We start from the raw sequence: 24,974 nt of genomic DNA, 5'->3' as shown, positions 1-24,974 counted from the left end.
GCGGTACCGCCCGGTGGCGACCATTCCGGCATGGACGACCGCATCGACGTGCGCACCACGACGCCCGGCCCCCGACGGCCCGCCCGCCGAACCCGAGCGCAGGTGCGCCGGTGAGCCGCACGGCCGACTGGGCCCGGGACCACCTCGTCGTCCTCGTGCAGCCGGACGGCGACCTGGCCCTGTGGTCGACGGGCGGGCGCACCCTGGTGCTGCGCGACGCGACCGAGGAGCAGGTGACCGAGCACCTCGTCGCGCGCACCCTCTCCGCCCCCGCGGGCGAGGCCGAGGCCCGGGGGGCCGAGGAGGACCCGACGGCCGAACGCCGTGCGCTGCAGGCGGCGCGCTGGGCCGTGAAGCGGGCGCGGCAGGGACTGCAGCCGCGCGTGCACCTGCCCCGCTGGGAGGACGTGGCCGTCCCCGGCCGGGCCTGACGCCGGCCCGCGTTCCGGGCCGCGTACAGGCCCGGAGGTCAGTCGCCGAGCAGCGCCCGCGCGCAGTGGACGTCGGTGATGAGCGTGGACACCGTCCCGGAGGCCAGGACGGCGCGCACGGCCCGGGCCTTCTGCGGCCCGCCCGCGACGACGACCACCTCCGGGATCCGGCGCAGGTCCGCCATCCCCACCGTCAGCAGCTGGTCGCTGAGGCTGGACAGCTCCTGGCCGTCCTCGCGCAGCAGGTTCCCGGCCACCTCGGCGCACACGCCCTCGGCCAGCAGCTTGCGGCGCAACCCGGCGGGCATGAGGTCCATCAGCTGGGAGTCGTCGGGCCACGCGCCGACGGCGAGGAGCGCGACCGTGAGCCGCGCGTGCTGCTGCAGGGTCCGCGCGACGGCGGTCTGCCGCCGCACCCCGGCCAGCGTCGCGGCGTCCGGCAGCAGCAGGGGCGCGAAGATCGGGTGCGACCCGCCGCCGGAGACGGCCGCGACGCGGCGGACGAGGTCGATGCAGTTGTCGTTGGCCGACCCGGCCGCCCCCGTGAGCTGGGTGACGGTGACGCGCGGGAGGGTGCGCTCCTCCAGGTGCGCGACCACCGAGCGCAGGGTCCGGCCCCAGGCGATCCCGAGCCGGTCGTCCTCGGTGAGCAGGTCGCCGAGGACGCCGGCGGCGACCGCACCGAGGCCGTCGCGCAGCTCCCCCGGGTCCGGGGAGGTCTGCACGACGATGGCCCGACGCAGGTCGTGCCGCCGGCGCAGCTCCTCGGACAGGTCCGGTTCGATCTGGAACGGGACCTGCACCGAGATCTGCACGATCCCCTGCTCGAGCGCGGCGTCGAGCAGGCGCGCGACGCGGAACCGGGACACCCCCAGCACGTCCGCGATGTCGGACTTGCTCGAGCCCTCGAGGTAGAACTTCCGCGCTGCGACGGCGGACTGCACCTGTTCCTCGATGGTCAGCTTCACGGGTGTCCCGGTTCCTCCGTCGGTCCTGTCAGGCGATCGTGAAACCGCCGTCGATGCGGTAGTCCGCACCGTTCACCATGGCAGCCGCCGGGGACGCCAGGTACACGGCCAGGCCCGCGACCTCCTCGGGGACCGCGAACCGGCCCGTGGGGATCGCCTCCTTGGCGCGTTCGCCCTTCTCCCCGGCCCACACCGCACGGCCGAGGTCGGTGAGGACGACGGTCGGGGAGATCGCGTTGGCGGTCACCCCGCGCCCGCCCCACTCCAGCGCCAGCACCCGGGTCAGGCCCAGGACGCCGGCCTTGGACGCGCAGTACGCGACGTGCTCGGGCAGCGCGACGCTGGCGGCCTGGGAGGCGAGGTTCACGATGCGCCCGTAGCCGGCGTTCAGCATGTGCTGCCCCGCCGCCTGGCACATGAGGAACGTCCCGGTGAGGTTCACCGACAGGGTCGTCTGCCACGTCTGGAACGGCAGCGACTCCGCCGTCCCGAGCAGGGCCAGGCCAGCGCAGTTCACGAGCACGTCGAGGCGGCCGGTCCGCTCGACCACGGCGTCCGTCGTGGCCCGGGTGGAGGCGGGGTCGGTGACGTCGCACTCGAGCGCGAACGCGCCCTCCCCCAGCTGCGCCGCCCGCTCCTGGGCCGCGGGCAGGTTGCGGTCGACGACGGCGACGGTGGCGCCGCGCTCGACGAACGCCGCCGCGATGGCGGCGCCGATCCCCGAGGCCCCGCCGGTCACGAGCGCGGTGCGCCCCTGCAGGGAGAAGCTGAGGTCGCTGCCCGGGGCGGCCGGTGCGAGGTCGGCCGCCACGTCAGGCACCTTCCTGTCCGGGGATGCCCTCGAACGCGATGTCGCCGGACTTCAGGTTCTTCTCCGTCAGGTCCGGCAGCGCGGAGAGGAAGGCCGCGCGGTCGGAGACGACGTGCTGGATGGCGACGTCGACGTTCTCCTTCGTGATCTTCGGCATCTTGTAGACGGGCTTCGTGTTCACGTCGGTCTTGGACGCGATCGCCGCCGCCACCGCCAGGCCCGCGGACAGCTCGACGGTGCCGTTCTGCAGCATCGTGCCGATGAAGTCGCCGCTCTTGACGGCGTTCAGGCCGTCCTCGATGCCGTCGATGCCGACGATCGGGACGGTGACCCCGGCCTCCTTGAACGCCTGCAGCGCCCCGAGACCCATGTCGTCGTTCTCGGCGACGACACCGGTGATCTGGCTGCCGAAGGCCGAGATCCAGTTCTTGACCTTGTTGACGGCCTCGTCGCGCTTCCAGTTCGCGGTGTCCATCGCGAGGACCTTGATGCCCGGGTAGTTCGTGAGGACCTGCTTGATGCCCTTGGTGCGGTCGAGTTCCCCGGACTGCCCCAGCGGGCCCTGCAGCACGACGATGCCGCCCTGACCGCCCAGCTTGTCAGCCATCATCTGCATCTCGGCCGCGCCGGCCGCGACGTCGTCGGGCTGGACGTTCCCGGCGATGTCGGTCGAGTTCAGGGCCGCGTTGACGGCGACGAGCGGGATGCCGGCGGACTTCGCGGCGGCCACCTGCGGCTGCAGGGAGTCGGCCTGGACGGGGACGACGATGATGGCGTCGACGCCGGCGTTGACGTACTGGTCGACCTGCGAGGCCTGCGTGTTGACGTCGAGGTTCGCCGAGTTCCAGAGCAGCTGGATCCCCTTGGCCTTGGCGTAGGCGTCCATGCCCTCCTTGCCCGCGGTGATGAAGGAGCTCATGTCGTAGACGCTGACGCCGACGCGGATCTGCTGCGAGCCGCCGGAGGCGTCGCTGCCCGACCCCTCCTTCTGGGCGTTCGGGTCGCCGGCGCCGCAGGCGGCCAGGGCGAGGGACAGGGCGCCGAGGCCGAACGACCCGGCGAACAGGGTGCGGCGCGAGAGGGGGTTCTGGGCGGAGCTGGTGGGGCGGGTTCCGTGGGACACGGGTCTTCTCCTTCGAAGGGTGGCGCGGGTGGTGTGGAGGGGCGGAGCGGTCAGGCCCGTCGCTTGACGGACCAGACGTCGACGGCGACGGCGGCCACGATGAGGACGCCCTTGATGACGTCCTGCCAGTAGGCCGGGACGAGGAGCAGGTCCAGACCGTTGTTGAGCGTCTGGATGAGCAGCAGGCCCAGGGCGGTGCCCCAGACGGTGCCGCGCCCACCCATGAGCGAGGCGCCGCCGATGACGACGGCGGCGATGGCGTCGAGCTCGTAGCCCTGACCGAGGTTCGGGGGACCGGAGATGACGCGGGAGGCGAGCATCACGCCGGACAGGCCGGCCAGCAGGCCCGACAGGGCGTAGACGCTGAACAGGGTGCGGCGGGCGTTGACGCCGGCGATCTCGGCGGCCACGCGGTTGCCGCCCACGGCGTAGACGCGCATGCCGTACGCGGTGCGGCGCATGACGATCCCCAGGACGACGATCCCGACGATCATGACGATGACGGGGATCTGCAGCCCGAAGACCTTCGTGTTGGCGATCGACCCGAACTCCGCGGGCAGACCGTTGATGGGCGCGCCGCCGCCGATGACGTAGGCGATCCCCGACCCGGCCGTCAGCATGCCGAGGGTGGCGATGAACGGTGGCACGTCGACCCGGGAGACGAGGATCCCGTTGACCGTGCCCGCCAGCAGCCCCACGGCCATCGCCGACAGCACCGTCAGCCACACCTGGCCGGGGTTGGCCTTGGCCACGGCCGCCGACGTCATGGCCGCCACCGCGATGACGGAACCGACGGACAGGTCGATGCCGCCGGTGAGGATGACCAGCGTCTGCCCCAGCGCGATGAGCGCGAAGGGCGCCGCCGCGATGAGGATGTTCTGGAGGTTCTCCGGGGAGGAGAACCGCAGTGAGCGGTAGGAGAAGAAGGCGATCACCAGCAGCATCACGATGAGCATCGCCCGCCGGATGAGCTGGGCGACGATCCACTCGCGGGAGAACCGCCGACGCGGCGCGGGGACCGCGGTGTTCTCGGTCGTCGTCGTGGACATCAGGCGTCCTTCGTGTCGGTGCGGGCGGTGAGCCCGGAGCTGAGCCGGAAGATGGTGTCCTGGACGTCGGGAGCGTCCAGCTGGGTGCGGTCGAGTTCGGCGACGACGCCGCCGTCGCGCAGGACGAGGGCGCGGTGGGACAGGCCCAGGACCTCGGTCATGTCCGAGGAGGCCATGACGACGGCCATCCCGGCCGCTGCGAGCTCGGCGATGATGCGGTAGATCTCCGAGCGGGCGCCGACGTCGACGCCACGGGTGGGTTCGTCGAGCAGCAGGACGTCGACGTGCTCGGTGAGCCACCGCGCCAGCACGACCTTCTGCTGGTTCCCGCCCGACAGGGTTCCGACGTCCTGCGACAACCCGCGGCTGCGCAGGCGGACGGAGTCCATGGCCTCCCCGACGGCGGCGCGGCGCGAGGCACCCTTGAGCCAGCCGGCGACGGAGAACTTCGCCAGCCGCGGCAGGGTCCCGTTGTCCAGCACCGACAGGCCCATCACGGCTCCGGCGTGCTTGCGGTCCTCCGGCACCAGCGCCATGCCGGCGGTGATGGCGGCCGCGGGGTTCTTCCGCTTCACGTCGCGGCCGGCGACGGTGATCCGCCCGGCCGTCGTGCCGCGGACCCCGAACACCCCTTCGAGCAGTTCCGTGCGGCCGGCCCCGACGAGCCCGGCCAGGCCGAGGATCTCGCCCCGGCGGACCTGCAGGTCGACCGTCCCGGCCTGCCCCGCGACGGCGAGGTCCTGGACCTGCAGGACGACGTCGGCGTCGGCGGGGACCGTGCGGACGGGCGGGAACAGGTCCTCCAGTTCCCGGCCGATCATCGCGGTCACGATGTCGTCGTCCGAGACGTCGGCCATGGCCTCGTCGAGGACGAGCCCGCCGTCGCGCAGCACGACGACGCGGTCGGCCAGGTCGCGGATCTCGGCCATCTTGTGGGTGGTGAACATGATGGCGACGCCGGAGTCGCGCAACTGCCGGACCACCCGGTAGAGGCCCTCGACCTCGCGCTCGGAGATCGCGGAGCTGGGTTCGTCGAGCAGGACGACCTTCGCCCCGCGCGAGGAGTTCTTGACGATCTCGACGATCTGCTGCAGACCGACCGGGAGGGTGCCCATCCGGGCCCCGGGGTCGATCTCGACGCCGAACACCTCGAGCATCGTGACGGCCTGCGCGGCCATGGCCCGGCGGTCCAGGGTGCCGAGCCTCGTCTTCAGCTCGCGGCCGACGAAGAGGTTCTCGTAGACGGTCATGTGCGCGATGGAGGCGAGCTCCTGCGGCACGATCGCGACCCCGAGGCGGTGGGAGTCGCGGATGCTGCCGGCGGCGAGTTCCTCCCCGCGCACCAGCACGGTCCCCTCGTCCGCGCGGTACTGCCCTGCGGCGATCTTCATCATGGTGGACTTGCCGGCGCCGTTCTCGCCCGCGAGGGCCGTCACCGTGCCCAGTTCCAGCCCCAGGGACACGCCCTTGAGGACCGGGACCCCACCGAAGGACTTCCGCAGTTCCCGGCACTGGAGAACTGGTTCGACAACCATGTCGGTTTCCTCTCGTTCGACGGGGCCGGGTGCTTCTCCACCGGTGCCCTGCCTGCGCCGAGTATGTGGAGCGTCCCGCGGGGCCCACAACCGACGTGCTCATGTGAGCGCGAGGTGGTGGTCGGCTGAGCAGATGGGTCATCCTGTGCGCGCTCACCGCCGCGCAGCAGCAGGAGGACCCATGACCAAGATCTTCGGCGACCCGGCAGCGTTCGTCGACGAGTCCGTCGCCGGTTTCGTCGACCTGTACTCCCACTACGTCCAGCCCGTCCCGCACGGGGTGATCCGCTCCACCGCCACCCCCGACGGCAAGGTCGCCGTCATCGCCGGCGGCGGCTCGGGCCACTACCCCGCCTTCGCCGGCTACGTCGGCCCCGGCCTGGCCGACGGCGCCGTGTGCGGCAACGTCTTCGCCTCCCCCTCCACCCGCTGGGTCTACGACGTCGCCAAAGCCGCCCACCGCGGCGGCGGCGTCGTCCTGGGCTTCGGCAACTACGCCGGCGACATCCTCAACTTCGGCCTGGCCGCCGAACGCCTGCGCGCCGAAGGCATCCCCGCCGAACTCCTCGTCGTCACCGACGACGTCGCCTCCGAAGGCCAAGGCGCCAACGGACAGCGCCGCGGCATCGCCGGCGACGTCGTCGCCTTCAAGATCGCCGGCGCCGCCGCCGAAGCCGGCTACGCCTTCGACGACGTCGTGCGGGTGGCCCGCCACGCCAACGACGTCACCCGCTCCATGGGCATCGCCTTCGCCGGCTGCACCCTGCCCGGGGAGAGCGAACCCCTCTTCACGGTGACGCCCGGCAACATGGCCATCGGCCTGGGCATCCACGGCGAACCGGGCATCTCCGAAGAACCCATCGGCACCCCCACCGAGATCGCCACCTTGCTGGTGGACAAGGTCCTGGCCGGCAAGCCCGAGGGTGCCCCCGACGGCGGGAAGGTCGCCGTCCTGGTCAACGGCCTGGGCTCGACGAAGTACGAGGAGCTGTTCCTGCTCTACGTCCCCATCGCCGCCCAGCTGCGCGCGGCGGGGTACGAGATCGTCGCTCCGCAGGTCGGTGAACTCGTCACCAGCCTGGACATGGCGGGCTGCTCGCTGACCCTCACGTGGCTGGACGATGAGCTGGAGAAGCTCTGGACCGACCCGGCGCAGTGCCCGGCGCTGTCCGTGGGCGCGACCATCGAGACCACCCCCGCCCCGGTCTACGTCGTCCCCGAGGACGAGGTCGCCGACTACACCGGCACCCCCGCCGAGGCCGCGCAGGCCGGGCAGCAGATCGCCTCCCTCATCGAAGCCGTCCGCGACGTCCTGAAGGACGCCGAGGCCGAGCTGGGCCGCATCGACGCGATCGCCGGGGACGGTGACCACGGCACCGGCATGGTCAACGGCTCGGTCGCCGCCGCGCAGGCCGCGCGCACCGCGGCCGACGCCGGGGCCGGCGCGGCCTCCACGCTGTCCGCGGCCGGGGGTGCGTGGGCCGACCGCGCCGGCGGCACGTCCGGGGTCATCTGGGGGGTCCTGCTGCACGCCTTCGCCGAGCAGCTGGGCGATGAGGCCAAGCCCACGCCCGAGCAGGTCTCCGCCGGGGCCACCGCCAGCGTGGAGGCCGTGCAGCGGCTGGCCGGGGCGCGGGTGGGCAACAAGACGATGCTGGACGCGCAGGTCCCCTTCGCCCAGACCCTCGCCGAGCGGGTCGGGGCTGGGGAGGACCTGAAGACGGCGTTCACCACCGCCGCCCAGGCCGCCACGCAGGCCGCGGAGGCGACCAAGGACCTGCGTCCGCAGATCGGGCGGGCGCGGCCGCTGGCCGAACGTTCCCTGGGTCACCCCGACGCCGGCGCCGTCTCACTCGCGCTGGTCACCCGCACCGTCGCCGACAGGCTCTGAGCGGGTGCGGGTCCTCCGTGACGACGGGCCGGTGCGCCCGGCCCGTCGTCACGACGGTCCCCCACCGCGGTGACCGCGGGACTGCGCGCGGGTGACACGTGTGGGCCGGGCGGGTGAGTCCGCGATCTCGAAGGGCGCCGCGGGCAACCATGTCCTAGTTTCACGACCGCGGCGGCGACGACGCCCCGTCACCTGCGACAAGAGGATCCACGATGCGCCTGGTCCGCCGCTCGACCCTGTCCGCCCTCGCCGCCACCGCGCTGCTCTCGACCGTCTGCGCCGGAGCCGCCCAGGCGGCCACCCCCGTCCCGAAGGTCGGCACGCCCTTCCCCTACGTCGGCCTGGTCCGCGCGGCCGGCGCCGACCGCTACGAGACGGCCGCCGTCATCGCCCAGGGCTCCTTCCAGCCCTCCAGCGGCAGCACGGTCTTCATCGCCAGCGGTGAGGCGCCTGCCGACGCCCTCACGGCGGGGCCCGCCGCCGCCTCCCTCGACGCCCCGCTGCTGCTGACCCGCGCCGGGGACCTGCCCGCCGCGACCGCCACGGAACTGGCGCGCCTGAAGCCCACCACTGTGTACGTCGTCGGCGGCACCGACCGCGTGTCGGACACGGTGCTCACTGCGATCGGCACGGCCGCACCGGGTTCGACGGTCACGCGCATCGCCGGGGCGTCCCGCTACGAGACGGCCGTCGACGTGGCGGAGAAGTTCTTCCCGAACCCCGAGGGCGTCGTCGTCACCCGCGGGGACACGTTCCCCGACGCCCTCTCCGGCGGGGCCGCCGCCGCGTCGGCCGGGGTTCCCGTGATGATCACCGAGCCCACCTCGATCCCCGCTCCCGTCGCGCAGTGGATGTCGCAGCACACGTTCGCCTCCAGCCTCGTGGTGGGCAGCTCGACGTCCGTCAGCGACGCCGTCGCCGCGACCGTCGCGAGCCGCACGAGCGACCCGGCCGACGCCACCCGGATCGGCGGGGCCGACCGCTACGAGACGTCGGCCGCCGTCGCGACCGCGGTGTTCCCGGACGCCTCGACCGTCGTCATCGCGACCGGCGACAACTTCCCCGACGCCCTCGCCGGTGTCCCCGCCGCCGCCGTCAACGCGGCCCCGGTGCTGCTGCTGCCGAAGGACTGCACGCCGGCCTCGCTGGCGACCTACGTGCAGGGCAACACGAACATCTCCGCCGAGATCGTCCTCGGCGGTCCCACCTCGGTGACGGCGGAGGCGCTCACCACCACCTGCTGACCCGACCGGGACGGCCGGTCAGCCGGCCGGTCGTCCCGCCAGCAGGTCGGGCATCCGCACACAGGCCTCGAGGGCCAGCGCGTGCACGAACCCCTGGGGGAGGTTGCCCCGCAGCTGGTGCTGCTCGGGGTCGAACTCCTCGCTGAACAGCTGGGGCGGCCCCGCGGCGGCGAGCGCCTTCTCCAGCCGCGAGACGGCGCTGACGGGCTGCCCGAGCTGCGCCTCCGTCATCGCCGTCCAGTACGAGCACAGCAGGAACGCTCCCTCGGCCTCCGGCAGCGGCCGGGCGTCGTGGCGGAAGCGGAAGACGTACCCGTCCAGGCTCAGCTCGGACTGCACGGCGGCCAGCGTGTCCAGCGTCCGGGGGTCGTCCAGGGGCACGGCGCCCCGCAACCCCGCCAGCAGCAGCGCCGCGTCGACCCTGTCGTCGTCGGCGGCCCGCTGCCAGCGGCCGCTGGGGTGCAGACCGGTGCGGGTCGCCTCCGCGAGGACCTGGTCGGCCAGGAGCAGCGGCGACGTGTCGCGGTGCCGCGCCGGCGAGGCGGCGCGCGACGCCGCGGACCAGGCCCGCAGACCCGCGACGACGGCCAGCTTGCTGTGCGTCCACTGCCGGGCTTCGAGCTCCCAGATCCCGGCGTCGGGCCCCCGCCACCGCTGCGCGATCGCGTCGACCGCGACCCGGGCGGCCCGCTCGCCGTCCTCGTCCAGCCGCCCCCTGCGGGCCGCGGTCGCGAACACCTGCAGCGCCTCGCCGAAGCCGTCGAGCTGGAACTGCGTCCGCACCTGGTTGCCCGTCCCGGCGTCGGCGCCGGGGTACCCCGGCAGCTCGACCCGTCCCGGTCCGGGGACGGGGTCGCCGTCGGCGGTGTAGGCGGGCGCCAGCCGCGCCCCGTCGGCCAGCAGCCGGTCGGTGAGGAACCGGGTCGCGCTGTCCCCCAACCGGTCGTCGCCGGCCGCGTAGGCGGCGACGCCCGCGTAGCACTGGTCGCGCACCCAGGCGTACCGGTAGTCGTAGTCCTCGTGGGCGTCGGCCCGTTCGGGCAACGACGTCGTGGCGGCCGCGACCATCGCCCCCGCCGCGCTCGTCAGGCCGTGCAGGACGGCCAGGCTGTGCCGCGCCTGCGGCGGTGACCACGCGCCGTCGAGCCGTGGCACGCGCCCGGCCCACTCGGCCTCGGTCTCCTGCCAGCGCACGGACGCGGCGACGGGCGCCGCCCACCGCTGCGGGTCCCCCGTCCCCACCTCCAGCACGAGGTCGTGCTCATCCCCCGCGGCCAGGTCCACCACCGTCGTGAGCCCGCCGTGGCGTCCGCTGCGGGACGCTCCGGCCGCCCCGGTCCAACGCACGCCGAGGTCACCGGTCCGCAGCGTCCACGTCCCGTCGTCGCCGCGGTGCTCCCCGTGCACGCCGTCGCGGTCGAACCCCGCCCGGGGATCGAGGTCGACGACCACGCGGGCGCGTCCCCGCAGCACGCTGATGCGGCGCAGCAGCACCGCGCGGTCCGGGTCGGCGGGCAGCGCGAGCGCGTCGCGGCACTGGACGACGGCGCCGTCGTCCGTCACCCACCGGTTGCGCCACACCAGCGTCGCCGGTTCGTAGGCGCCACCCCACACGCACCGCTGCGCGGGCGCGACGCGGTAGCGGCTGCGGCCGCCGAGCAGCGCGGAGAACACGGCCGGGTCCTCGAACCGCGGAGCGCACATCCAGGCGACGTCACCCTGTGGCCCGACGAGCGCGCCGCGCTCCCCGTCGGCGAGCAGGGCGTACTCCCGCAGGGTGTGCGCCATCGGCCCGGGGCCCGTCTCGGCCGCGCCGCTCACCGGGCGCCCGTGGCAGCGGCCCAGGACGCCGTCCCCCACCCGAGGGCGAGGGCGGCGTCGACGAGGGCGACCCGACGACGAACGGGGTCCCACCGGGCCAGCGCGAGCATCGACGCGGCGTGCGCGACGTCGCCCGCGGACCCGGCGAGCAGGACCCGCCGACCCGGGACGGCGGACGTCAGCGCGGCCTGCACCAGGTGGCGGACCCCGAGCACGCGGGCGACGGCGACGGCCCGGTCGTCGGCGGCACCAGGTCCCCCGACGCCGCGCAGGAGGAGGTGCGGGACCGTGACCAGCGCGGTCCCCCAGCCCGCCCGGGCCAGCGCGAGACCGGTCACCGTCGCGCCCCGCGGGCCAGGAGGCCGGCCGTGAGCGCCGCTGCTCCCAGCGCCGCACCCGCGAGGACGCGCCGGTGCAGGAGCGTCCAGATCTGCGGGCTCGAACGCCACGACCGGTCGTCGAACTCCCCGTGCGCGCCGTGGTCGCCGGGGACCGGCTCGTAGAGGTTCTCGCCGACCATCGTGGAGGCGTCCTGGTCGGTCTGCTGGCCGGAGATCCCGGTCTTGGCGAGGTACCGGTCGAGCAACGGCGCGACGGTCCGGTTCCCCAGGATCGTCCCGACGGTGGGTTCGCCCACCCAGGTGTTCCGGCGCGGCCGGTCGACGACGGAGGCCACGACGGCCGCGCAGGACTCGGGCTGGTAGATGGGCGCGACGGGTTGCGGGTGCTTGGGCAGCGTCGTGCGGACCCACCCGAACTGCGTCGTGTTCATCCCCGGCATGTGGACCATCGAGACGTGGACGGAACTGCCCTGGTGCAGGAGTTCGGTGATGACGCTCTCGGTGAAACCCACCATCGCGTGCTTGGACCCGCAGTAGGCGGCCTGCAGCGGGATCCCGCGGAACGCCAGGGCGGAACCGATCTGGACGACCTGCCCCCGGTCCCGCGGGACCATGCGGCGCAACGCCGCCCGCGTCCCGTTGACGAAACCCAGGTAGGTCACCCGCGTGGCCCGTTCGAAGTCCTCGGGCGCGGTCTCCAGGAACGGCGAGAACACGCTCGTCATCGCGTCGTTCACCCACACCTCGACCGGGCCGAGGAGTTCCTCGACCCGGTCGGCGGCGGCCTCCACCTGCTCGTGCTCGGAGACGTCGCAGGGCACGCCCACCGCGCGGCGACCGGCCGCCGCCACGTCGCGGACCGCGCCCGCCAGTCCGTCGCGACCCCGGGCCAGCACCGCGACGTCCCAGCCGCGGTCGGCGAGGGTGCGCACGACCGCACGTCCCAGGCCGGCCGAGCCGCCCGTCACGACGGCCACCCCCCGCCGCGAGGGCGTCGCCTGCAGGGCGAGCAGTTCGTCGTCGTCGTGGGAGTGGACGGGGGCGGCGGGGTTCGACACGTCTGCAGCGTGCCCCCGGCTCCGCGGGGCCGCAGGTCGAGACGGGGAACTCTCAGGATCCGGCGCGCGTCCGGCGCCGGGACCGGACCAGCCCGGCCACTGCGACGGCGACGGTGACCCCGCCGGCCACACCGACAGCCAGGGGCAGGAGCCCCAGCGAGCCGGCGACGTTCACCACCAGCCCGACGACCAGCAGGATCCAACTGCCGGCTCGGAAGGTGCTGCGCTGCTGCGGTTCCAGGTGCTGCTCGTCCACGGGGTCCTCCTCGGTTCGGGTGAGCCACCACCGTCGCCCGCCGGGACGCACCCGGGACATCCCGCGTCCTGCCGTCCCGAGGTGGTGCTGGCTGTACCGACAACGGCCGCACGGCGTCGCTACGGTCGAGGCGATGACCACGACAGCAACGGGGCGCGCCCGGCTGGTCCGCGCGCGGACGGGTTTCCTCGACCTCGGTCGCGGGCTCGGCACGGCGCTGACCGCGGCGCTCCTGGCGCTCTGGCTCGTGGTGGTCCTCGCCCTGCTGCCGGTCGGGATCGGGCTGCTGCTCGTCCCGTCCGCGGCGCGCGGGGTCCGCCGGCTCGCCGACGCCGAACGCACCCGCACGGGCTCCCCGACGTGGGGGCCCGGCCCGCAACGCCTGCGGGCCGCGGTGGCGGACCCGTTGTGGCGCAGGGACGTGCGCTGGTTGCTCCCGCACGCCACCGCGGGGCTCGTCCTGGGTTTCGCCGGTGTCCTGCTGCCCGTGTACGCGGTCCGCGACCTGTCCTTCCCCCTCTGGTGGTGGCTGGTCCCGGCCGGTGAGGACCCCTCGCCGTGGTGGTGGACCGTCGCCGCGTGGCCGGACGCGCTGGCCGTCGCGGGCCTCGGGGCGGTGTGGGCGCTGCTGTCCCTGGTCGGCCTGCCGCTGCTGGCGCGGGCGCAGTCCGGGCTCAGCCGCGCGCTGCTGCGTCCGCCGGCCGACGTCGACCTGTCCCTGCGGGTCGCGGAACTCACGGCCACCCGTGCCGCGGCGCTGGACGCCCACGCCGCGGAACTGCGGCGCATCGAACGGTCCCTGCACGACGGGGCGCAGAACCGCCTCGTCGGGGTGAGCGTCCTGCTGGGCGCGGCCCGTCGCGCCGTGCCGCGCGACCCCGCCACCGCCGACGACCTGCTGGCCCGCGCGCAGACCGCGGCCGAGGAGGCCCTCGCCGAACTGCGCGCCGTCGTGCGCGGGATCCTCCCGCCGGTCCTCGACCGCGGACTGGCCGCCGCCGTCTCCGGCCTGGCGGCGGACTGCCGCGTTCCCTGCCGGGTCGAGGTGGCCGTCGAACCCCGGTGCCCCGCGTCGGTGGAGGCGACGGCGTACTTCGTCGTCGCCGAGGCCCTGACGAACGTCTCCCGGCACTCCGGCGCACGGACGGCGTCGGTGGCCCTGCGGCGGCGGGGCGAGCACCTGCACGTCGTCGTCGCCGACGACGGCCGCGGTGGCGCGGACCCCGGTGCGGGGTCGGGGCTGACGGGGGTGCTGCGCCGGGTGGAGGCGCTCGACGGGACGCTGGAGCTGACCAGCCCGCCGGGCGGGCCGACGAGGGTGGAGGTGCGGTTGCCGTGCGGATCGTGATCGGGGAGGACGACGCCCTGCTGCGCGAGGGCCTGGCCCTGCTGCTGGCGGCGGAGGGTCTGGACGTCGTCGCGACCGCCGCCGACGCGGACGCCCTCCTCGCGGCCGTCGACGAGCACCGTCCCGACGTGGCGATCGTCGACGTCCGGATGCCCCCGACCCACACCGACGAGGGGATCCGCGCGGCCGTGCAGGCGCGCCGGACCCACCCCGACCTCGCCGTCCTCGTCCTGTCGGCCTACGTCGAGCAGGCGTTCGCCACCGACCTGCTGGCCGGGGGCGCCGGGCGCGTCGGCTACCTGCTCAAGGAGCGGGTCGGCCGCGTGGAGGAGTTCCTCGAGGCCCTGCACCGGGTCGCGGCCGGCGGCACCGCGGTGGACCCCGAGGTCGTCGCCCAGCTGCTCACCCGCACCCGCACCGACGCCGGTCTCGACCGCCTGTCGGCCCGCGAGCGCGAGGTGCTGGGCCTCATGGCGGAGGGCCTGGGGAACTCGGCGATCGCGGCCCGGCTGGTCGTCTCCGACGGCGCCGTGCACAAGCACATCCGGAGCATCTTCGCCAAGCTCGACCTCGCCCCCACGGACGAGGCTGACCGCCGGGTCAGCGCCGTCCTGCGCTACCTGCGGGTGGGCTGAGCCGCACCGGGTAGCTTCGCCGCGTGAGCACCGCACCCTTCGAACCCGCCGGCGCCGGCCACCAGGACGTCGTCGCCGTCCTGCGCGGAGCGCCGTCCCCGGTCTCCCCGGTGCCCGTGCCGCCCGCCCCCGCGAGCGTGTCCCTGTTGCCCGAGACGGCGACCTCGCGGCACCAGCTGGTCGCCGACCTGGCCCTGGCCGGGGGGCCGGTGGTGGTCGACGTGGGGTCCGAGGGCCCGGTGCTGCTGGCCGGGCTGCTCGCCGCGCTGGCGGCCGCGGGCCGGTCGGTGCGACTCGTGCCGGGTGCGTCGACCGACGGGGCGCGCGCGGAACTCGCCCGCCTGGGCCTGGGCCACCTCCTCGCCGACGTCCCGGAGGACCCCAGCCGCCGCGGTGCGGACCTGCCGCCCGCGGACCCGAACCGGTGGCTGACGCTGCTGCGCGACCTCGACTCCCGGCACCGCGCCTGGTTCTCCGCCGGCGGGCAGGCGGGGGCGAGCCGCTCGGAGCAGGTGGCGGGCCTCGCCGCGCTGCGCGCGGAGCACCTGCACCCGCCGCTGCTGCCGGCCGCCGCGACGTGGTCCGCCGACGAGCGGGCGCGCGTCGTGGACCTCCTGGACCGGGCCCGCACCGCGGGCGAGGACCCGCTGCGGGGGGTGCCGGACGACCGCCTCGCCGCCGTCGCGGCCGACCTCGAGCGGCTCCCCGACCGGCTGGACCGGCTGGCCGGCCTCGTGCAGCGACTGACGTCCGAGACCGGGTGGCGGCCGCGGACGGCCGGCGACGTGGCGGCCGCGCTGCCGCTGCTGGGCCGCGTCGACGACGCGCTGCGCACCTACGTCCCGGCCGCCCTGCGCACCGACCTCGACCAGGCCGCGGCCGTCCTCGCGCGGCAGCCGCGGTCCCTGCTGTCCGCCGAGGAGCGCGAGCGGCGGCGCGAGCTCAAGCGGCTCGCGGCGCTGCGCCACGACGGCGCGTCCTTCGGCTCCGGCGACGTCGAGGCCCTCGGGGCGCTGCAGCGGGACTGGGCCGCCGTGCTGGGCGGTGCGCCGGCCCCCGCCGCGTCGCGCGCCGAGCTCGCCGAACTGCTGGAACCGGTGCGCCGCAGCCTGAGCGCCGTCGCCGAGGTGCTGCCGGACGTCCCGACTGATCCGGAGCTGGACCGGCTCGGTGAGCTCGCCGACCGGGTGCGCCGGGCTGGCCGTGCCGTGCTGTCGCGCCGGGACCGCGCCGCCGTCGCGACCGAAGGGCTCACCGATCTCGCCGCGGCCGTGCCCGCGGGGTCGAGCACGGCCGACGTCGCCCGGCTCGTCGAGGGGACGCACTGGCGGGCGGCCCTGGAGGCGTCGACGCCCGGTGGGGCTCCCGTCGGCCGCGTCGCGGAGGAGTTCCGCCGGCTGGACGAGCAGCGCCGCGCGCGCTCGGCGCGGGAACTGCAGCTCGCCCTGTCCGGCGCGCGCGCCCGCCCCGTCGTCGTCGCCTCGGCGGGCGACGCCCCGGGGCCGGAGGTGGACGTCCCCGCGGTGGACGTGCTCGTCGTGGACGACGCCCACCGCCTCGACGCCGCGCGCGTCGCCGACCTCGCGGGTGCCGCCCGCCAGCTCGTCCTGCTGGGGACGGGCGGCGACGGGGCGTCGGCGTGGGACCGGGCGACCCGCGCCGTGACGCCGGTGCCGCTCGCGCTCACCCCGCAGCCGACCACGCTCGCCGACGCGGTGACGGCCGCCCTGGTCGCCGCCGGCGTCGACGTCGTCCCCACCGCGCCGGACCTGCCCGCGGAACGGGAACTGCGCGACGGCGGGGCCCGCCTGCTGCTGGGCCTGGAGGACGCGCTGGCGTCCTGGCGCGTCCAGGACCGCGAGGTCGTCCGCCCGGCGCGGGCGCGGGCGACCGGGCTGAGCTACCGCCTCGTGCGGATGGCGGACTGGTCGGCGGACCCGCGCGCGCAGGCCCGCGCGCTCGCCGAGGAGGTGCGCTCGCTCGCGCCCGTCGTCGAGGAGGCCCCGGTGCCCCCCGTCCTCGCCGCCCCCGTGCCGGTCGAGTCGTTCCCGAAGGGCCTGGGGTCCGCGGAGGACGCGCAGCGCGCGGTCACCGACTTCGTGACCGCCCTCGACGGCGGGAACCCGAACATCGACCAGACCCCGCCCGCCGCGATCGACGCCGCCGTCGCCCTGGCCTACGCCGACCTCGGCGTCACCGCGGCCGACGCCACCGTCCTCGACGCGGCGATGGACCTGCTGGGCTACCGCCGTCGCGGCACCAAGGTGCTGCGGGCGTTCAAGGAGTCGGTGCAGCGCACGAAGAAGAAGATGCGCGGCGCCGGCGTCCGCCTCCCCTGACCCCAGCCCTCACCCCGCGTGGAAAACACACTTTCCGCCCCCGGACATCTCTTTCCGAGGGCGGAAAGTGTGTTTTCCACCCGTCATCCCGACGTGGGGTGGGGTTGACGGGAGGGGAGGGCGGGGGCAGGCTGGGCTGCGCAGTAAGCGCATACATCGCTGCGACGTCACCGCCGACGACCTCCGGGAGCTTCGATGCCCACCCCGCTGACCAGCCCGATGCACCGCCGCACGTTCCTCACCGGGAGCCTCGCTTCCGGGGCGCTCGCCACGGCCGTCCCCAGCGCCGGCGCCACCCCCCGGCGGCCGGCCCCCGAGCTGCGCACCTGGGCCGAGCAGACCTGGCGCTGCCTCGACGCGCTGACCGTCCCCGCGACCGGTCTGGCCGCCGACGACATCGGCGCCGACCTGTCCACTGCCTCGCGCGGGCACCAGACGTCGCCGACGAACATCGGCTGCGGCCTGTGGTCCACCGTCGCGGCCCGCGAACTCGGCCTGCTGGACCGCGGCGAGGCGAAGCGCCGGCTCGCCCGCACGCTGGAGTCGATCGCCGGGCTGGAACGGCACGAGCAGAGCGGCATGTACTACAACTGGTACGACCCCGCCGACGGCCGGAAGCTCACCGAGTTCCCGACGTCGGGCGAGGTCGTCAAATCCTTCCTGTCCTCCGTCGACAACGGCTGGCTCGCCGCCGCGCTCCTCGTCGTCGAGCGCGCCGAGCCGTCGCTGCGCCGGCAGGCCCGGGACCTGCGCTGCCGCATGGACTTCGGGTTCTCCTGGGACGCGGCCGAGAACGCCCCCGGCGGGCAGCTGCGCGGGGGTTTCTGGGACGTCGACCCCGACGAGGACGCGGCCGTCGTCGGGAACTACCGCGGCGGCGACCCGGTCTGGTACACCGGCCACCACTACGGCGCGTTCAACACCGAACCCCGCATCGCCTCCTACCTCGGCATCGCCGCCGGCCAGATCCCGCCGGAGCACTACTGGGGTCCGGTCCGGACGTTCCCGGACGACTCCTGCGACTACTCCTGGACCGAGACGGAGCCGCAGGGTTCCTGGCGCACCTACGGCGGCGTCCGCATGTTCGAGGGGGCACTCCCCTACCGCGGCAAGCTCGTCGTCCCCACCTGGGGCGGGTCGATGTTCGAAGCGCTCATGGTCCCGCTGCTCGTCCCCGAGGACGAGTGGGGCGCGCGGTCGTGGCGGCGCAACCACCCGCTCTACGTGCAGTGCCACATCGAGCACGGGATGCAGGAGGCGGGGTACGGGTACTGGGGTTCCTCGCCGTCGAACGACCCCGCCGGCGGGTACCGGGAGTACGGCGTCGACCAGCTCGGCCTCGACGGCCCCGGGTACACGTCCGACGAGGAACGCACGACGGTGGACCAGGCCTTCGAGGGCTGCCGCCCCGGTTCCCCCGCCCCCACCTCCTACGGGGACGGCGTCGTCACCCCGCACGCCTCGTTCCTGGCGCTGCGGTACGCGCCGGACCAGGCCGTGCAGAACCTGCGCAACCTCGCCGCCGACTTCGACTGCACGACCGACGGGGGTTTCCTCGACGCGATCGCGGTCCGCAGCGGCCGCGTCTCCGACCGGTTCCTCGCCCTGGACCAGGGCATGGTCATGGCCTCCCTCGGCAACGCCCTGGGCGGCGACGTCCTGCGGCGCCACGTCGGGGCGGAGTTCTCCCGCACCTTGCGACCCCTCATGCAGCAGGAGGTCTTCGCTACCCGCGGCTGACACCGGGCCCCACTTCCCCCGAAGCCCGGCGGCACCGGCGCCGCCGGGCCAGGATGCTCGCGTGGACCAGTCGCCGGCCGGGAGGCCCCCCGCGTGGACCGAGGCCGACGCGGGAACGCGCACCGCCCTGCTGGAACGGCTGGCCCCGCTGCGGTCCGCCGCGGTGGGCGGGCTCGGGCTCGCCGTCGTGCTCGGGGTCGGCACCGTCCCGGTCTGGCAGGCGACGGACGGCACTCCCTGGGCCGGCCTGGTCCTCGCCGCCGCCACGCTGGCCGCGCTGTCGGGAGCCGGGCTGGCCGAGATGGCCCACCGCGTCTGCCACGCCCTCCTGGCGGGTCCTCCTCGACACGTCCCTGACCGGCTTCCCCTGAGACGTTCAATCGGACCCACGCACCGGCCGATGGTTCTCCAGGACGATCGGCGACCGCCGGTCGCACGGGCCGTGACGGGAGGGGTGGCATGACGTCGCAGGAGACGCCGACCACGCCGTCGGCACCCGCGGGGCAGGCGCCCGCGGTGCTGCGCCCGTTCCTCGCCGTCGCCGGCGGTCACGGCTCCCTCGGTCGCGCGGTCGCCGCCCTGGCCCCGGCGGCCGTGCTCACGGGTGGGCACCTGCTCACCGACGGCGGGTGGTCCACCGCGTTCGCGGCCGCCGCGGGCCTCGCGGTCCTCCCCGGCACGTGCGCCCTGGCCTGGTCCGCCGTCCGCGCCGAACGCGCCGAGGCGGCCCTGCGTGCCGCGCACACCGAGCTGGTGGCCACGGCGGCGCAGGCCGAGGACGCCGCGACCGACCGCCTCGAGGAGCAGGTCCGCGGCGCGTTCGTGCAACTGCAGTTCACCGAGCGGCAGTCCCGCGTCCGGGCCCAGGAGGTCGTGGACGACTCCAGCTCGGCGATCGTGGAGCGCCTCGCGGAGGTCGAGGGCCAGGTCGCGAGCGTGCAGTCCTCCACGGACGTGATCGACGACAAGGCGCTGGCCGCGACGACCGCCACGCGGGAGATCCTCGAACGCGCCGCACAAGCCGACCACGACGTCGCCGCGCTCGAGGACTCGCTGCGCTCGGTCGGGTCCATGGCCACCGTCATCGCCGAGGTCGCCGGTCAGACGAAGCTGCTCGCCCTCAACGCGACGATCGAAGCGGAGCGGGCCGGGGCGGCCGGCGACGGTTTCCGCGTGGTGGCCGGTGAGGTCAAGGACCTCGCGGCGAAGACGGCGGGGTCGACGCACGAGATCACCGAGACGGTGGCGGCCGTGCAGGCCAACGCCCATGCGGTGCTGCGCAGCCTGCGCGCCGTGCAGGACCGCATCGCCGGCATCGACGAGGCCGCCGAAGGCCTGCGCTCGGTCGCCGACACCCAGCGCGGCGCCCTCGTCGCGCTGCAGGGGTCGGTCGCCGCCGCCGTCGAGGGCGCCCGCAGCATGAGCGACCTCGCCGCCACGATGGAACGGCGACGGGTCGACCGGTTCCCCTGCCGTCAGGCCGTCGCCCTGCGGGTGGACGGAAGCGACAACCCCGCGACCGTCCTCGACCTCGGACTCGGGGGCGCGCGCGTGGCGACGGAGACGCCCCAGCGCATCGGCGTCGGGACCCGCGTCGTCGTGCTCTGGCCCGACGGCGGCCGGACCCTCGACCTCGCCGGGGCCGTCGCGCGGGCGACCGGGTCCGCCGGCGCGTGGGAGCTCGGCGTCGTGTTCGACACGACGAGCTCGGCGGCCCCGCCCGCCCTCGTCGCGCTCGTCGACCGGCTCCGCTCCGCCATCCCGGCGGCCCCCGCCCGCTGACGCACCACCCCCCACCGCACCCCCTCACGGGTCCCGCGGAGCCGGCGCGCCCGGACCGCGCGGGGCGAGGCGTGCCGTCACCCGTCCGCGGGACCCGCGTTCGCCAAGGTGGTTGCCTCATGCAAGAGTGCTCGGGCACAACCATCGCCCGTCCCTGGAGATCCCGTGTCAGCACGACACCCCGACACCCCCGCGTCCGGCCGCAAGGCTGACGTCCTCTTCGACATCCGCACCGTCATCGGAGGCCTCTTCGCCGTCTACGGCGTCGTCTGCCTCGTCTGGGGACTCGTCTCCTTCACCGACGCCGACCGCGCCAAGACCGGCGGCGTCAACCTCAACCTCTGGACCGGCATCGGCATGCTGCTGCTCGCCGCCGTGTTCGTCGGCTGGACGCTGCTGCGTCCGCTGCACCCGGCCGAGAGCACCGCGGACGCGGACCAGGCGACGGCGGGTGAGGACGCGTGAGCGCCGCCTTCGCCGGCACGATGGCCGCCGCGACGGGGACGTTGCGCATCGACGCCCACCTCATCGACTACCTGCTCGTCGCGTTCTACTTCCTCATCGTCCTGGGCATCGGCCTCATCGCCCGGCGCAGCGTCTCCTCGAGCCTGGACTTCCTGCTCTCCGGCCGCAGCCTGCCCGCGTGGGTCACGGGCCTGGCGTTCGTCTCGGCGAACCTGGGCGCGACGGAACTGCTGGGCCAGGCCGCGAACGGCGCGCAGTTCGGTGAGCAGGCGTTCCACTACTACTGGATCGGCGCGATTCCGGCGATGGTGTTCCTCGCCCTGGTGATGATGCCGTTCTACTACGGGTCCAAGGTCCGCTCCGTGCCCGAGTTCTTGGGCCGCCGCTTCGACGCCAAGACCCAGCGCCTGCAGGGGCTGCTGTTCGCGATCGCCTCGATCCTGCTGGCCGGCGTGAACCTCTACGCGATGGCCATCGTCGTCAACGCCCTGCTGGGCTGGCCGACGTGGCTGGCCATCGTCGTCGCCGGCGTCATCGTCCTGGCCTACACCTTCCTCGGCGGCCTGTCCGCCGCGATCTACAACGAGGTCCTGCAGTTCTTCGTCATCGTCGTGACGATGGTGCCCATCACGCTCGTCGGTCTCCACCGCGTCGGCGGCTGGGACGGCCTGGTGGACAAGCTCACCGCGAACGGCGACGGGAACATGCTGCAGGCGTTCCCGGGCCAGGACCTCACCGGCATCGGGTCGTCCATCGGGTCCACCTTCGGCGTCGTGCTGGGCCTGGGGTTCGTCACGAGCTTCGGGTACTGGACGACGAACTTCACCGAGGTGCAGCGCGCGTTCTCGGCCCGCAACGCCTCGGCCGCGCAGCGCACACCGCTCATCGCCGCGATCCCCAAGGTGCTCATCGCGCTCGTCATCATCATCCCGGGCATGGTCGCCGCGGTGCTCATCCCGGGCATCGAGAGCCTCAAGCGCGGACTGCCCAGCGACGCCACCTACAACGACGCCGTGCCGCTGCTGCTGCGGGAGCTGCTCCCCAGCGGTTTCCTCGGGGTCGCGCTGGCCGGCCTGCTCGCCGCGTTCATGGCCGGCATGGCGGCCAACGTCAGCTCGTTCAACACGGTGTTCACCTACGACCTGTGGCAGGACTGGCTCCGGCCCGGACGCGACGACGCGCACTACCTCAAGGTCGGTCGGCTGGTCACGGTGGTCGGGACGGCGCTGGCCATCGGCACGGCGTTCATCGCCGCCGGGTTCACGAACATCATGGACTACATCCAGACGCTGTTCTCCTTCTTCAACGTCCCCCTCTTCGCGGTGTTCGCGTTCGGGTTGTTCTGGAAGAAGCTGACGGGGAACGGCGGGTTCTGGGGTCTGCTGTCGGGCACGGTGAGCGCGGTGTTCGTCTTCGTCCTCAACCAGGTCGGCGTCCTCTCGCTGTCCGGCCAGGGGTCCAGCTTCCTCGGCGGCGGGGTCGCCACCGTCGTGGCCGTCCTCGTGGGCTGGCTGATCTCCCGCGGGGGAACCCCGCGGCCCGAGGCGGACCTGCGGGGCCTGGTGTGGAGCCTGACCCCGGCCGAGGTCCGCGCGGTCCCGCGCGAGGCCGGCTGGTACCGCAACCCGACGGTGCTGTCCGCCATCGTCCTGACGCTGGCCGTCGCCGGCTACGTCGTGTTCGCGGTCGTCTGACCCACCCGCAGCCCCGGACGCACGAGGGCCCCGGAACCGTCGCGGTTCCGGGGCCCTCGTGCTGTCGGGTGCCGGGTGTCAGGCGCCCGAACCACCGCCGGGCTGGAGCACCCCGTTGGCGAACAGCTGGTACGGCGCGTAGCCCGGCGCCGTCTCCGTCGGGTCGTCCGCGGTGACGAGGACGGCGGCCACGTCGGGGCGGAAGCCCAGGGCGAGCTTGACGGGGGTCACCGTCTTCCAGCCCCACGGCGTCGAGACGACCGGCAGCTTGACGACCGAGACCTTCTCGTCGTCGTACCCCACGAGCTGGACGGTCCAGCCCGCCACGGGGACGGGGTGGGCCTGCGTCAGCGACTTCCACGTCGACAGGTCCCCGGCGTCGGCCACCGGGTTCCCGCCCACGCTCACCGAGGTCACCGTGACACCCGGGTTCGAGACGCCGCCGTCGGTGACGTAGCGCAGGGCCACGTCGACGGTCTGGCCCGCGAACTGCGAGGCGTCGAAGGTCTTCTCCCCCTGGAACGTGCCGGACAGGCCACCGGTGGTCTCGTCGGCCCCCTCGGTGGGCAGGTTCACCCACGTGCCCGTGACGGTGTCGTAGACCTGGACGTAGAAGTAGTCGTAGCCCTCCTCGGTGTCCAGGTCGAGGCCCAGCGTCACGGTCGGGTCGGCGGCCGGGACCTCGAACGTCCGGACGACGGCGCGGTCGAGGTTGTCACCGCTGCCGGAGACGAGCTTGCCGTCCTCCGCCGTCCACTCCACGGGCGCGACGGGGTAGTTCTTCGCCCCCGTGAAGTCGACGAGACCGTCGGTCAGCCAGCCGTCGAGGTTGCGCAGCCGCACGTAGTCGGCGCCGTTGACCGGAGCCCCGGGCGAGTCGTAGGCCTGCGGCGTGTCCCAGTTGATCTTGGCCGACAGCGACGACGTGGTGAGCCGGCCCGCGTTCCCGCGCTTGACCTTCGCCCCGTCGTCGATCGCGGCGTCGACCGCGTTCATGGCGAGGAAGTCGTGGACGACGTCGGTCGCCTTCACGCGGTGACCCGTCTGGTCCAGGACCGTCTGCAGCCCCACGAGCCCGTTGTCCGGTTCGTTGTGCAGGGCCTTCATGAACTCCTCACCACCGAAGTGGTCGTAGAGGTAGAACATGAACGCGTACGTGGCCCCGTAGTCGGCGAGGGTCTCCGGGTCGCCCTGGTCGCCCCACTGGGTGAGGGACTGCTCCGGGCCGCCGAAGCTCTCCTGCGGGTTCCAGCCGTAGAACGTCGCGAGGTGGTTGTCGGCCGCGGGGTCGTCCAGCGGGATGCTCGGGTCGACGTAGCCGACGAGGGTCTGCGCCCAGTCGGACAGGCCCTCGTTGACCCAGTTCACCTCGTCGGGGTCGGCGTAGTACTCCAGCAGGTGCTGGTACTCGTGGGCGAACGTGCCCTCGTAGGTGCGGGGGCTCGCCTCACCGAGACCGGGCCGGCCCAGGTAGTCCGCGCACGCGAGGTAGTCGGGGTCGGCGGAGTCGTCCGGCGGGTTGGTGCCGGTGCGGTGGAGCCAGTCGAACCCGTCGATCGTCATGACGTTGCGGTCGAGGAGCTCGTTGAACGTCGAGAAGAAGAACCCGGCGATGTACGTGCGACCGTTGACGTTCGTCGGGTCGTAGTAGTTCTGGTCGCGGACGTTGTCGATGAGCGCGACGGTGCGGTCGCCCTTGCCCACCCAGTAGTCCTCGGGGTAGCCGGCGTCGGGGAACACCTCGCCCATGACGCCCTTCGTGCCGTCGCGGTCCGGCGCGACGGAGAAGGCCTCGGACTCCTTCGGCAGCACGTTCTCGTCGAACTCGTCGGCGAACGTCTGCGCCTGCTCGTCGGTGACCTGGGTCAGGGCCCCGTCGTCGAGGACGTTGCGGCAGTCGCCGTCGGGGAAGCTCAGGTCGTCGGCGACCCAGACCTCGATGTGGTCGCCCAGGCCGCGCAGCGTGTAGCCGCGCACGTCGATGCCGCCGGTGACCTCCTCGCCGTCGGGGGTGACGCCGCCGTCGATGAGGGACAGCCAGTCCTTCTGCTCGCCGACCTGCAGGTCGGAGCCGTCGGAGTCGGCCTGCGGGCTGGACAACGTGCTGCGGCCCCGGGCGTCCGGCGCGGCCCCCAGCTTCGCGGCGGCGGTGGCCGTGAACGGCAGCGGCGCACCGCCCTTGTAGTCGCCGTCGACGAGCCGGACGTCCGTGGGGACGTTCTGCCGGGCCGGGGTGGGGGCGGGTGCGGCGGACGCCGCGGTGGCCGGGACGGCGAGGGCCGTCGCCGAGAGCGCGGCGAGGGCGAACAGCCCTCCGCGCCGTGGGTTCATCCCCATGCGAGGTTCCTCCGTGGTCGAACGGTGCGTGCTCAGCGTGAGCTTCCACCACTCACAGCCGCCCCACAAGGGTCGGCGGCCCCCGAGTTCGACAGACTGTCGAGGT

21 protein-coding genes are annotated in these 24,974 nt (G+C 74.2%); 11 read left to right on the top strand and 10 right to left on the bottom strand.

The annotated features are described in order from the left end of the window. Window positions 1-110 precede the first annotated feature (110 nt). On the top strand, window positions 111-431 hold the full coding sequence (locus ACFEMC_RS04740) for a hypothetical protein (protein ID WP_380174093.1): 321 nt from the start codon (window positions 111-113) through the stop codon (window positions 429-431). Between the two features lie 38 nt (window positions 432-469). On the opposite strand, the gene ACFEMC_RS04735 is transcribed toward ACFEMC_RS04740, so the two are convergent. From ACFEMC_RS04735 to ACFEMC_RS04715, 5 genes are all read right to left on the bottom strand, one after another. Further along, on the bottom strand, window positions 470-1,399 hold the full coding sequence (locus tag ACFEMC_RS04735) for a sugar-binding transcriptional regulator (protein WP_380174091.1): 930 nt from the start codon (window positions 1,397-1,399) through the stop codon (window positions 470-472). A 28-nt stretch (window positions 1,400-1,427) separates the two neighbouring features. Continuing rightward, window positions 1,428-2,210 (bottom strand): GolD/DthD family dehydrogenase, encoded by a 783-nt coding sequence (locus ACFEMC_RS04730; RefSeq protein WP_380174089.1) that lies wholly within the window; start codon window positions 2,208-2,210, stop codon window positions 1,428-1,430. A gap of 1 nt (window position 2,211) precedes the next feature. Continuing rightward, window positions 2,212-3,276: a substrate-binding domain-containing protein gene (locus tag ACFEMC_RS04725; RefSeq protein WP_380176602.1), complete on the bottom strand. Its 1,065-nt coding sequence runs from the start codon at window positions 3,274-3,276 to the stop codon at window positions 2,212-2,214. Window positions 3,277-3,383: 107 nt separating this feature from the next. Continuing rightward, complete coding sequence (locus ACFEMC_RS04720) at window positions 3,384-4,382, bottom strand: ABC transporter permease (protein ID WP_380174087.1); 999 nt, start codon at window positions 4,380-4,382, stop codon at window positions 3,384-3,386. After that, window positions 4,382-5,917, bottom strand: a complete 1,536-nt coding sequence (locus ACFEMC_RS04715) for a sugar ABC transporter ATP-binding protein (protein WP_380174085.1) — start codon at window positions 5,915-5,917, stop codon at window positions 4,382-4,384. The genes ACFEMC_RS04720 and ACFEMC_RS04715 overlap by 1 nt, the downstream gene beginning before the upstream one ends. Before the next feature lie 181 nt (window positions 5,918-6,098). Here ACFEMC_RS04715 and ACFEMC_RS04710 point away from each other — a divergent pair, with 181 nt between their 5' ends. Further along, a complete protein-coding gene (locus ACFEMC_RS04710; protein WP_380174083.1) occupies window positions 6,099-7,808 on the top strand; it encodes a dihydroxyacetone kinase family protein in 1,710 nt (569 codons plus the stop codon). Window positions 7,809-8,020: 212 nt separating this feature from the next. Continuing rightward, complete coding sequence (locus ACFEMC_RS04705) at window positions 8,021-9,052, top strand: cell wall-binding repeat-containing protein (RefSeq protein WP_380174081.1); 1,032 nt, start codon at window positions 8,021-8,023, stop codon at window positions 9,050-9,052. An 18-nt stretch (window positions 9,053-9,070) separates the two neighbouring features. Here the strand turns inward: ACFEMC_RS04705 and ACFEMC_RS04700 are convergent, their stop codons facing one another. From ACFEMC_RS04700 to ACFEMC_RS04685, 4 genes are all read right to left on the bottom strand, one after another. Beyond that, entirely contained in the window at window positions 9,071-10,873 is a 1,803-nt protein-coding gene (locus ACFEMC_RS04700; protein WP_380174079.1) for a glycoside hydrolase family 15 protein, read from the bottom strand. After that, a complete protein-coding gene (locus ACFEMC_RS04695; protein ID WP_380174077.1) occupies window positions 10,870-11,211 on the bottom strand; it encodes a hypothetical protein in 342 nt (113 codons plus the stop codon). Before ACFEMC_RS04695 ends, ACFEMC_RS04700 begins: the two co-directional genes overlap by 4 nt. Next, window positions 11,208-12,218, bottom strand: a complete 1,011-nt coding sequence (locus ACFEMC_RS04690; RefSeq protein ID WP_380176600.1) for an SDR family oxidoreductase — start codon at window positions 12,216-12,218, stop codon at window positions 11,208-11,210. The genes ACFEMC_RS04695 and ACFEMC_RS04690 overlap by 4 nt, the downstream gene beginning before the upstream one ends. A gap of 106 nt (window positions 12,219-12,324) precedes the next feature. Beyond that, window positions 12,325-12,528 carry a hypothetical protein gene (locus tag ACFEMC_RS04685; protein ID WP_380174075.1) on the bottom strand — a complete coding sequence of 68 codons (204 nt, stop codon included), beginning with the start codon at window positions 12,526-12,528 and terminating at the stop codon, window positions 12,325-12,327. 133 nt (window positions 12,529-12,661) lie between these two features. Between ACFEMC_RS04685 and ACFEMC_RS04680 the strand changes: the two genes are divergently transcribed. The 8 genes from ACFEMC_RS04680 (at window position 12,662) to ACFEMC_RS04645 (ending at window position 22,531) form a co-directional block, all read left to right on the top strand. Further along, window positions 12,662-13,876 (top strand): sensor histidine kinase, encoded by a 1,215-nt coding sequence (locus tag ACFEMC_RS04680; RefSeq protein WP_380174074.1) that lies wholly within the window; start codon window positions 12,662-12,664, stop codon window positions 13,874-13,876. Further along, on the top strand, window positions 13,864-14,511 hold the full coding sequence (locus ACFEMC_RS04675) for a response regulator (protein ID WP_380174072.1): 648 nt from the start codon (window positions 13,864-13,866) through the stop codon (window positions 14,509-14,511). The genes ACFEMC_RS04680 and ACFEMC_RS04675 overlap by 13 nt, the downstream gene beginning before the upstream one ends. A 23-nt stretch (window positions 14,512-14,534) precedes the next feature. After that, window positions 14,535-16,850: a hypothetical protein gene (locus tag ACFEMC_RS04670; protein WP_380174070.1), complete on the top strand. Its 2,316-nt coding sequence runs from the start codon at window positions 14,535-14,537 to the stop codon at window positions 16,848-16,850. 195 nt (window positions 16,851-17,045) lie between these two features. Then, window positions 17,046-18,590, top strand: coding sequence for a glucoamylase family protein (locus tag ACFEMC_RS04665; protein WP_380174068.1), 1,545 nt, complete (start codon window positions 17,046-17,048; stop codon window positions 18,588-18,590). Between the two features lie 61 nt (window positions 18,591-18,651). After that, a complete protein-coding gene (locus tag ACFEMC_RS04660; protein WP_380174066.1) occupies window positions 18,652-19,053 on the top strand; it encodes a hypothetical protein in 402 nt (133 codons plus the stop codon). Further along, window positions 19,050-20,372 carry a methyl-accepting chemotaxis protein gene (locus ACFEMC_RS04655; RefSeq protein WP_380174064.1) on the top strand — a complete coding sequence of 441 codons (1,323 nt, stop codon included), beginning with the start codon at window positions 19,050-19,052 and terminating at the stop codon, window positions 20,370-20,372. Before ACFEMC_RS04660 ends, ACFEMC_RS04655 begins: the two co-directional genes overlap by 4 nt. 165 nt (window positions 20,373-20,537) lie before the next feature. After that, window positions 20,538-20,837, top strand: coding sequence for a hypothetical protein (locus ACFEMC_RS04650; protein WP_380174063.1), 300 nt, complete (start codon window positions 20,538-20,540; stop codon window positions 20,835-20,837). Window positions 20,838-20,857: 20 nt separating this feature from the next. Then, window positions 20,858-22,531, top strand: coding sequence for a sodium:solute symporter family protein (locus tag ACFEMC_RS04645; protein ID WP_380176598.1), 1,674 nt, complete (start codon window positions 20,858-20,860; stop codon window positions 22,529-22,531). A gap of 78 nt (window positions 22,532-22,609) precedes the next feature. On the opposite strand, the gene ACFEMC_RS04640 is transcribed toward ACFEMC_RS04645, so the two are convergent. Next, window positions 22,610-24,868 carry a peptidase M6 gene (locus ACFEMC_RS04640; RefSeq protein WP_380174061.1) on the bottom strand — a complete coding sequence of 753 codons (2,259 nt, stop codon included), beginning with the start codon at window positions 24,866-24,868 and terminating at the stop codon, window positions 22,610-22,612. Window positions 24,869-24,974: the final 106 nt, after the last annotated feature.

It is taken from the genome of Kineococcus sp. DHX-1 (assembly GCF_042473625.1).
GTDB lineage: Bacteria > Actinomycetota > Actinomycetes > Actinomycetales > Kineococcaceae > Kineococcus.
Note: the sequence above shows the minus strand (reverse complement) of the source record. Positions and strands in the feature narration are given on the sequence as shown.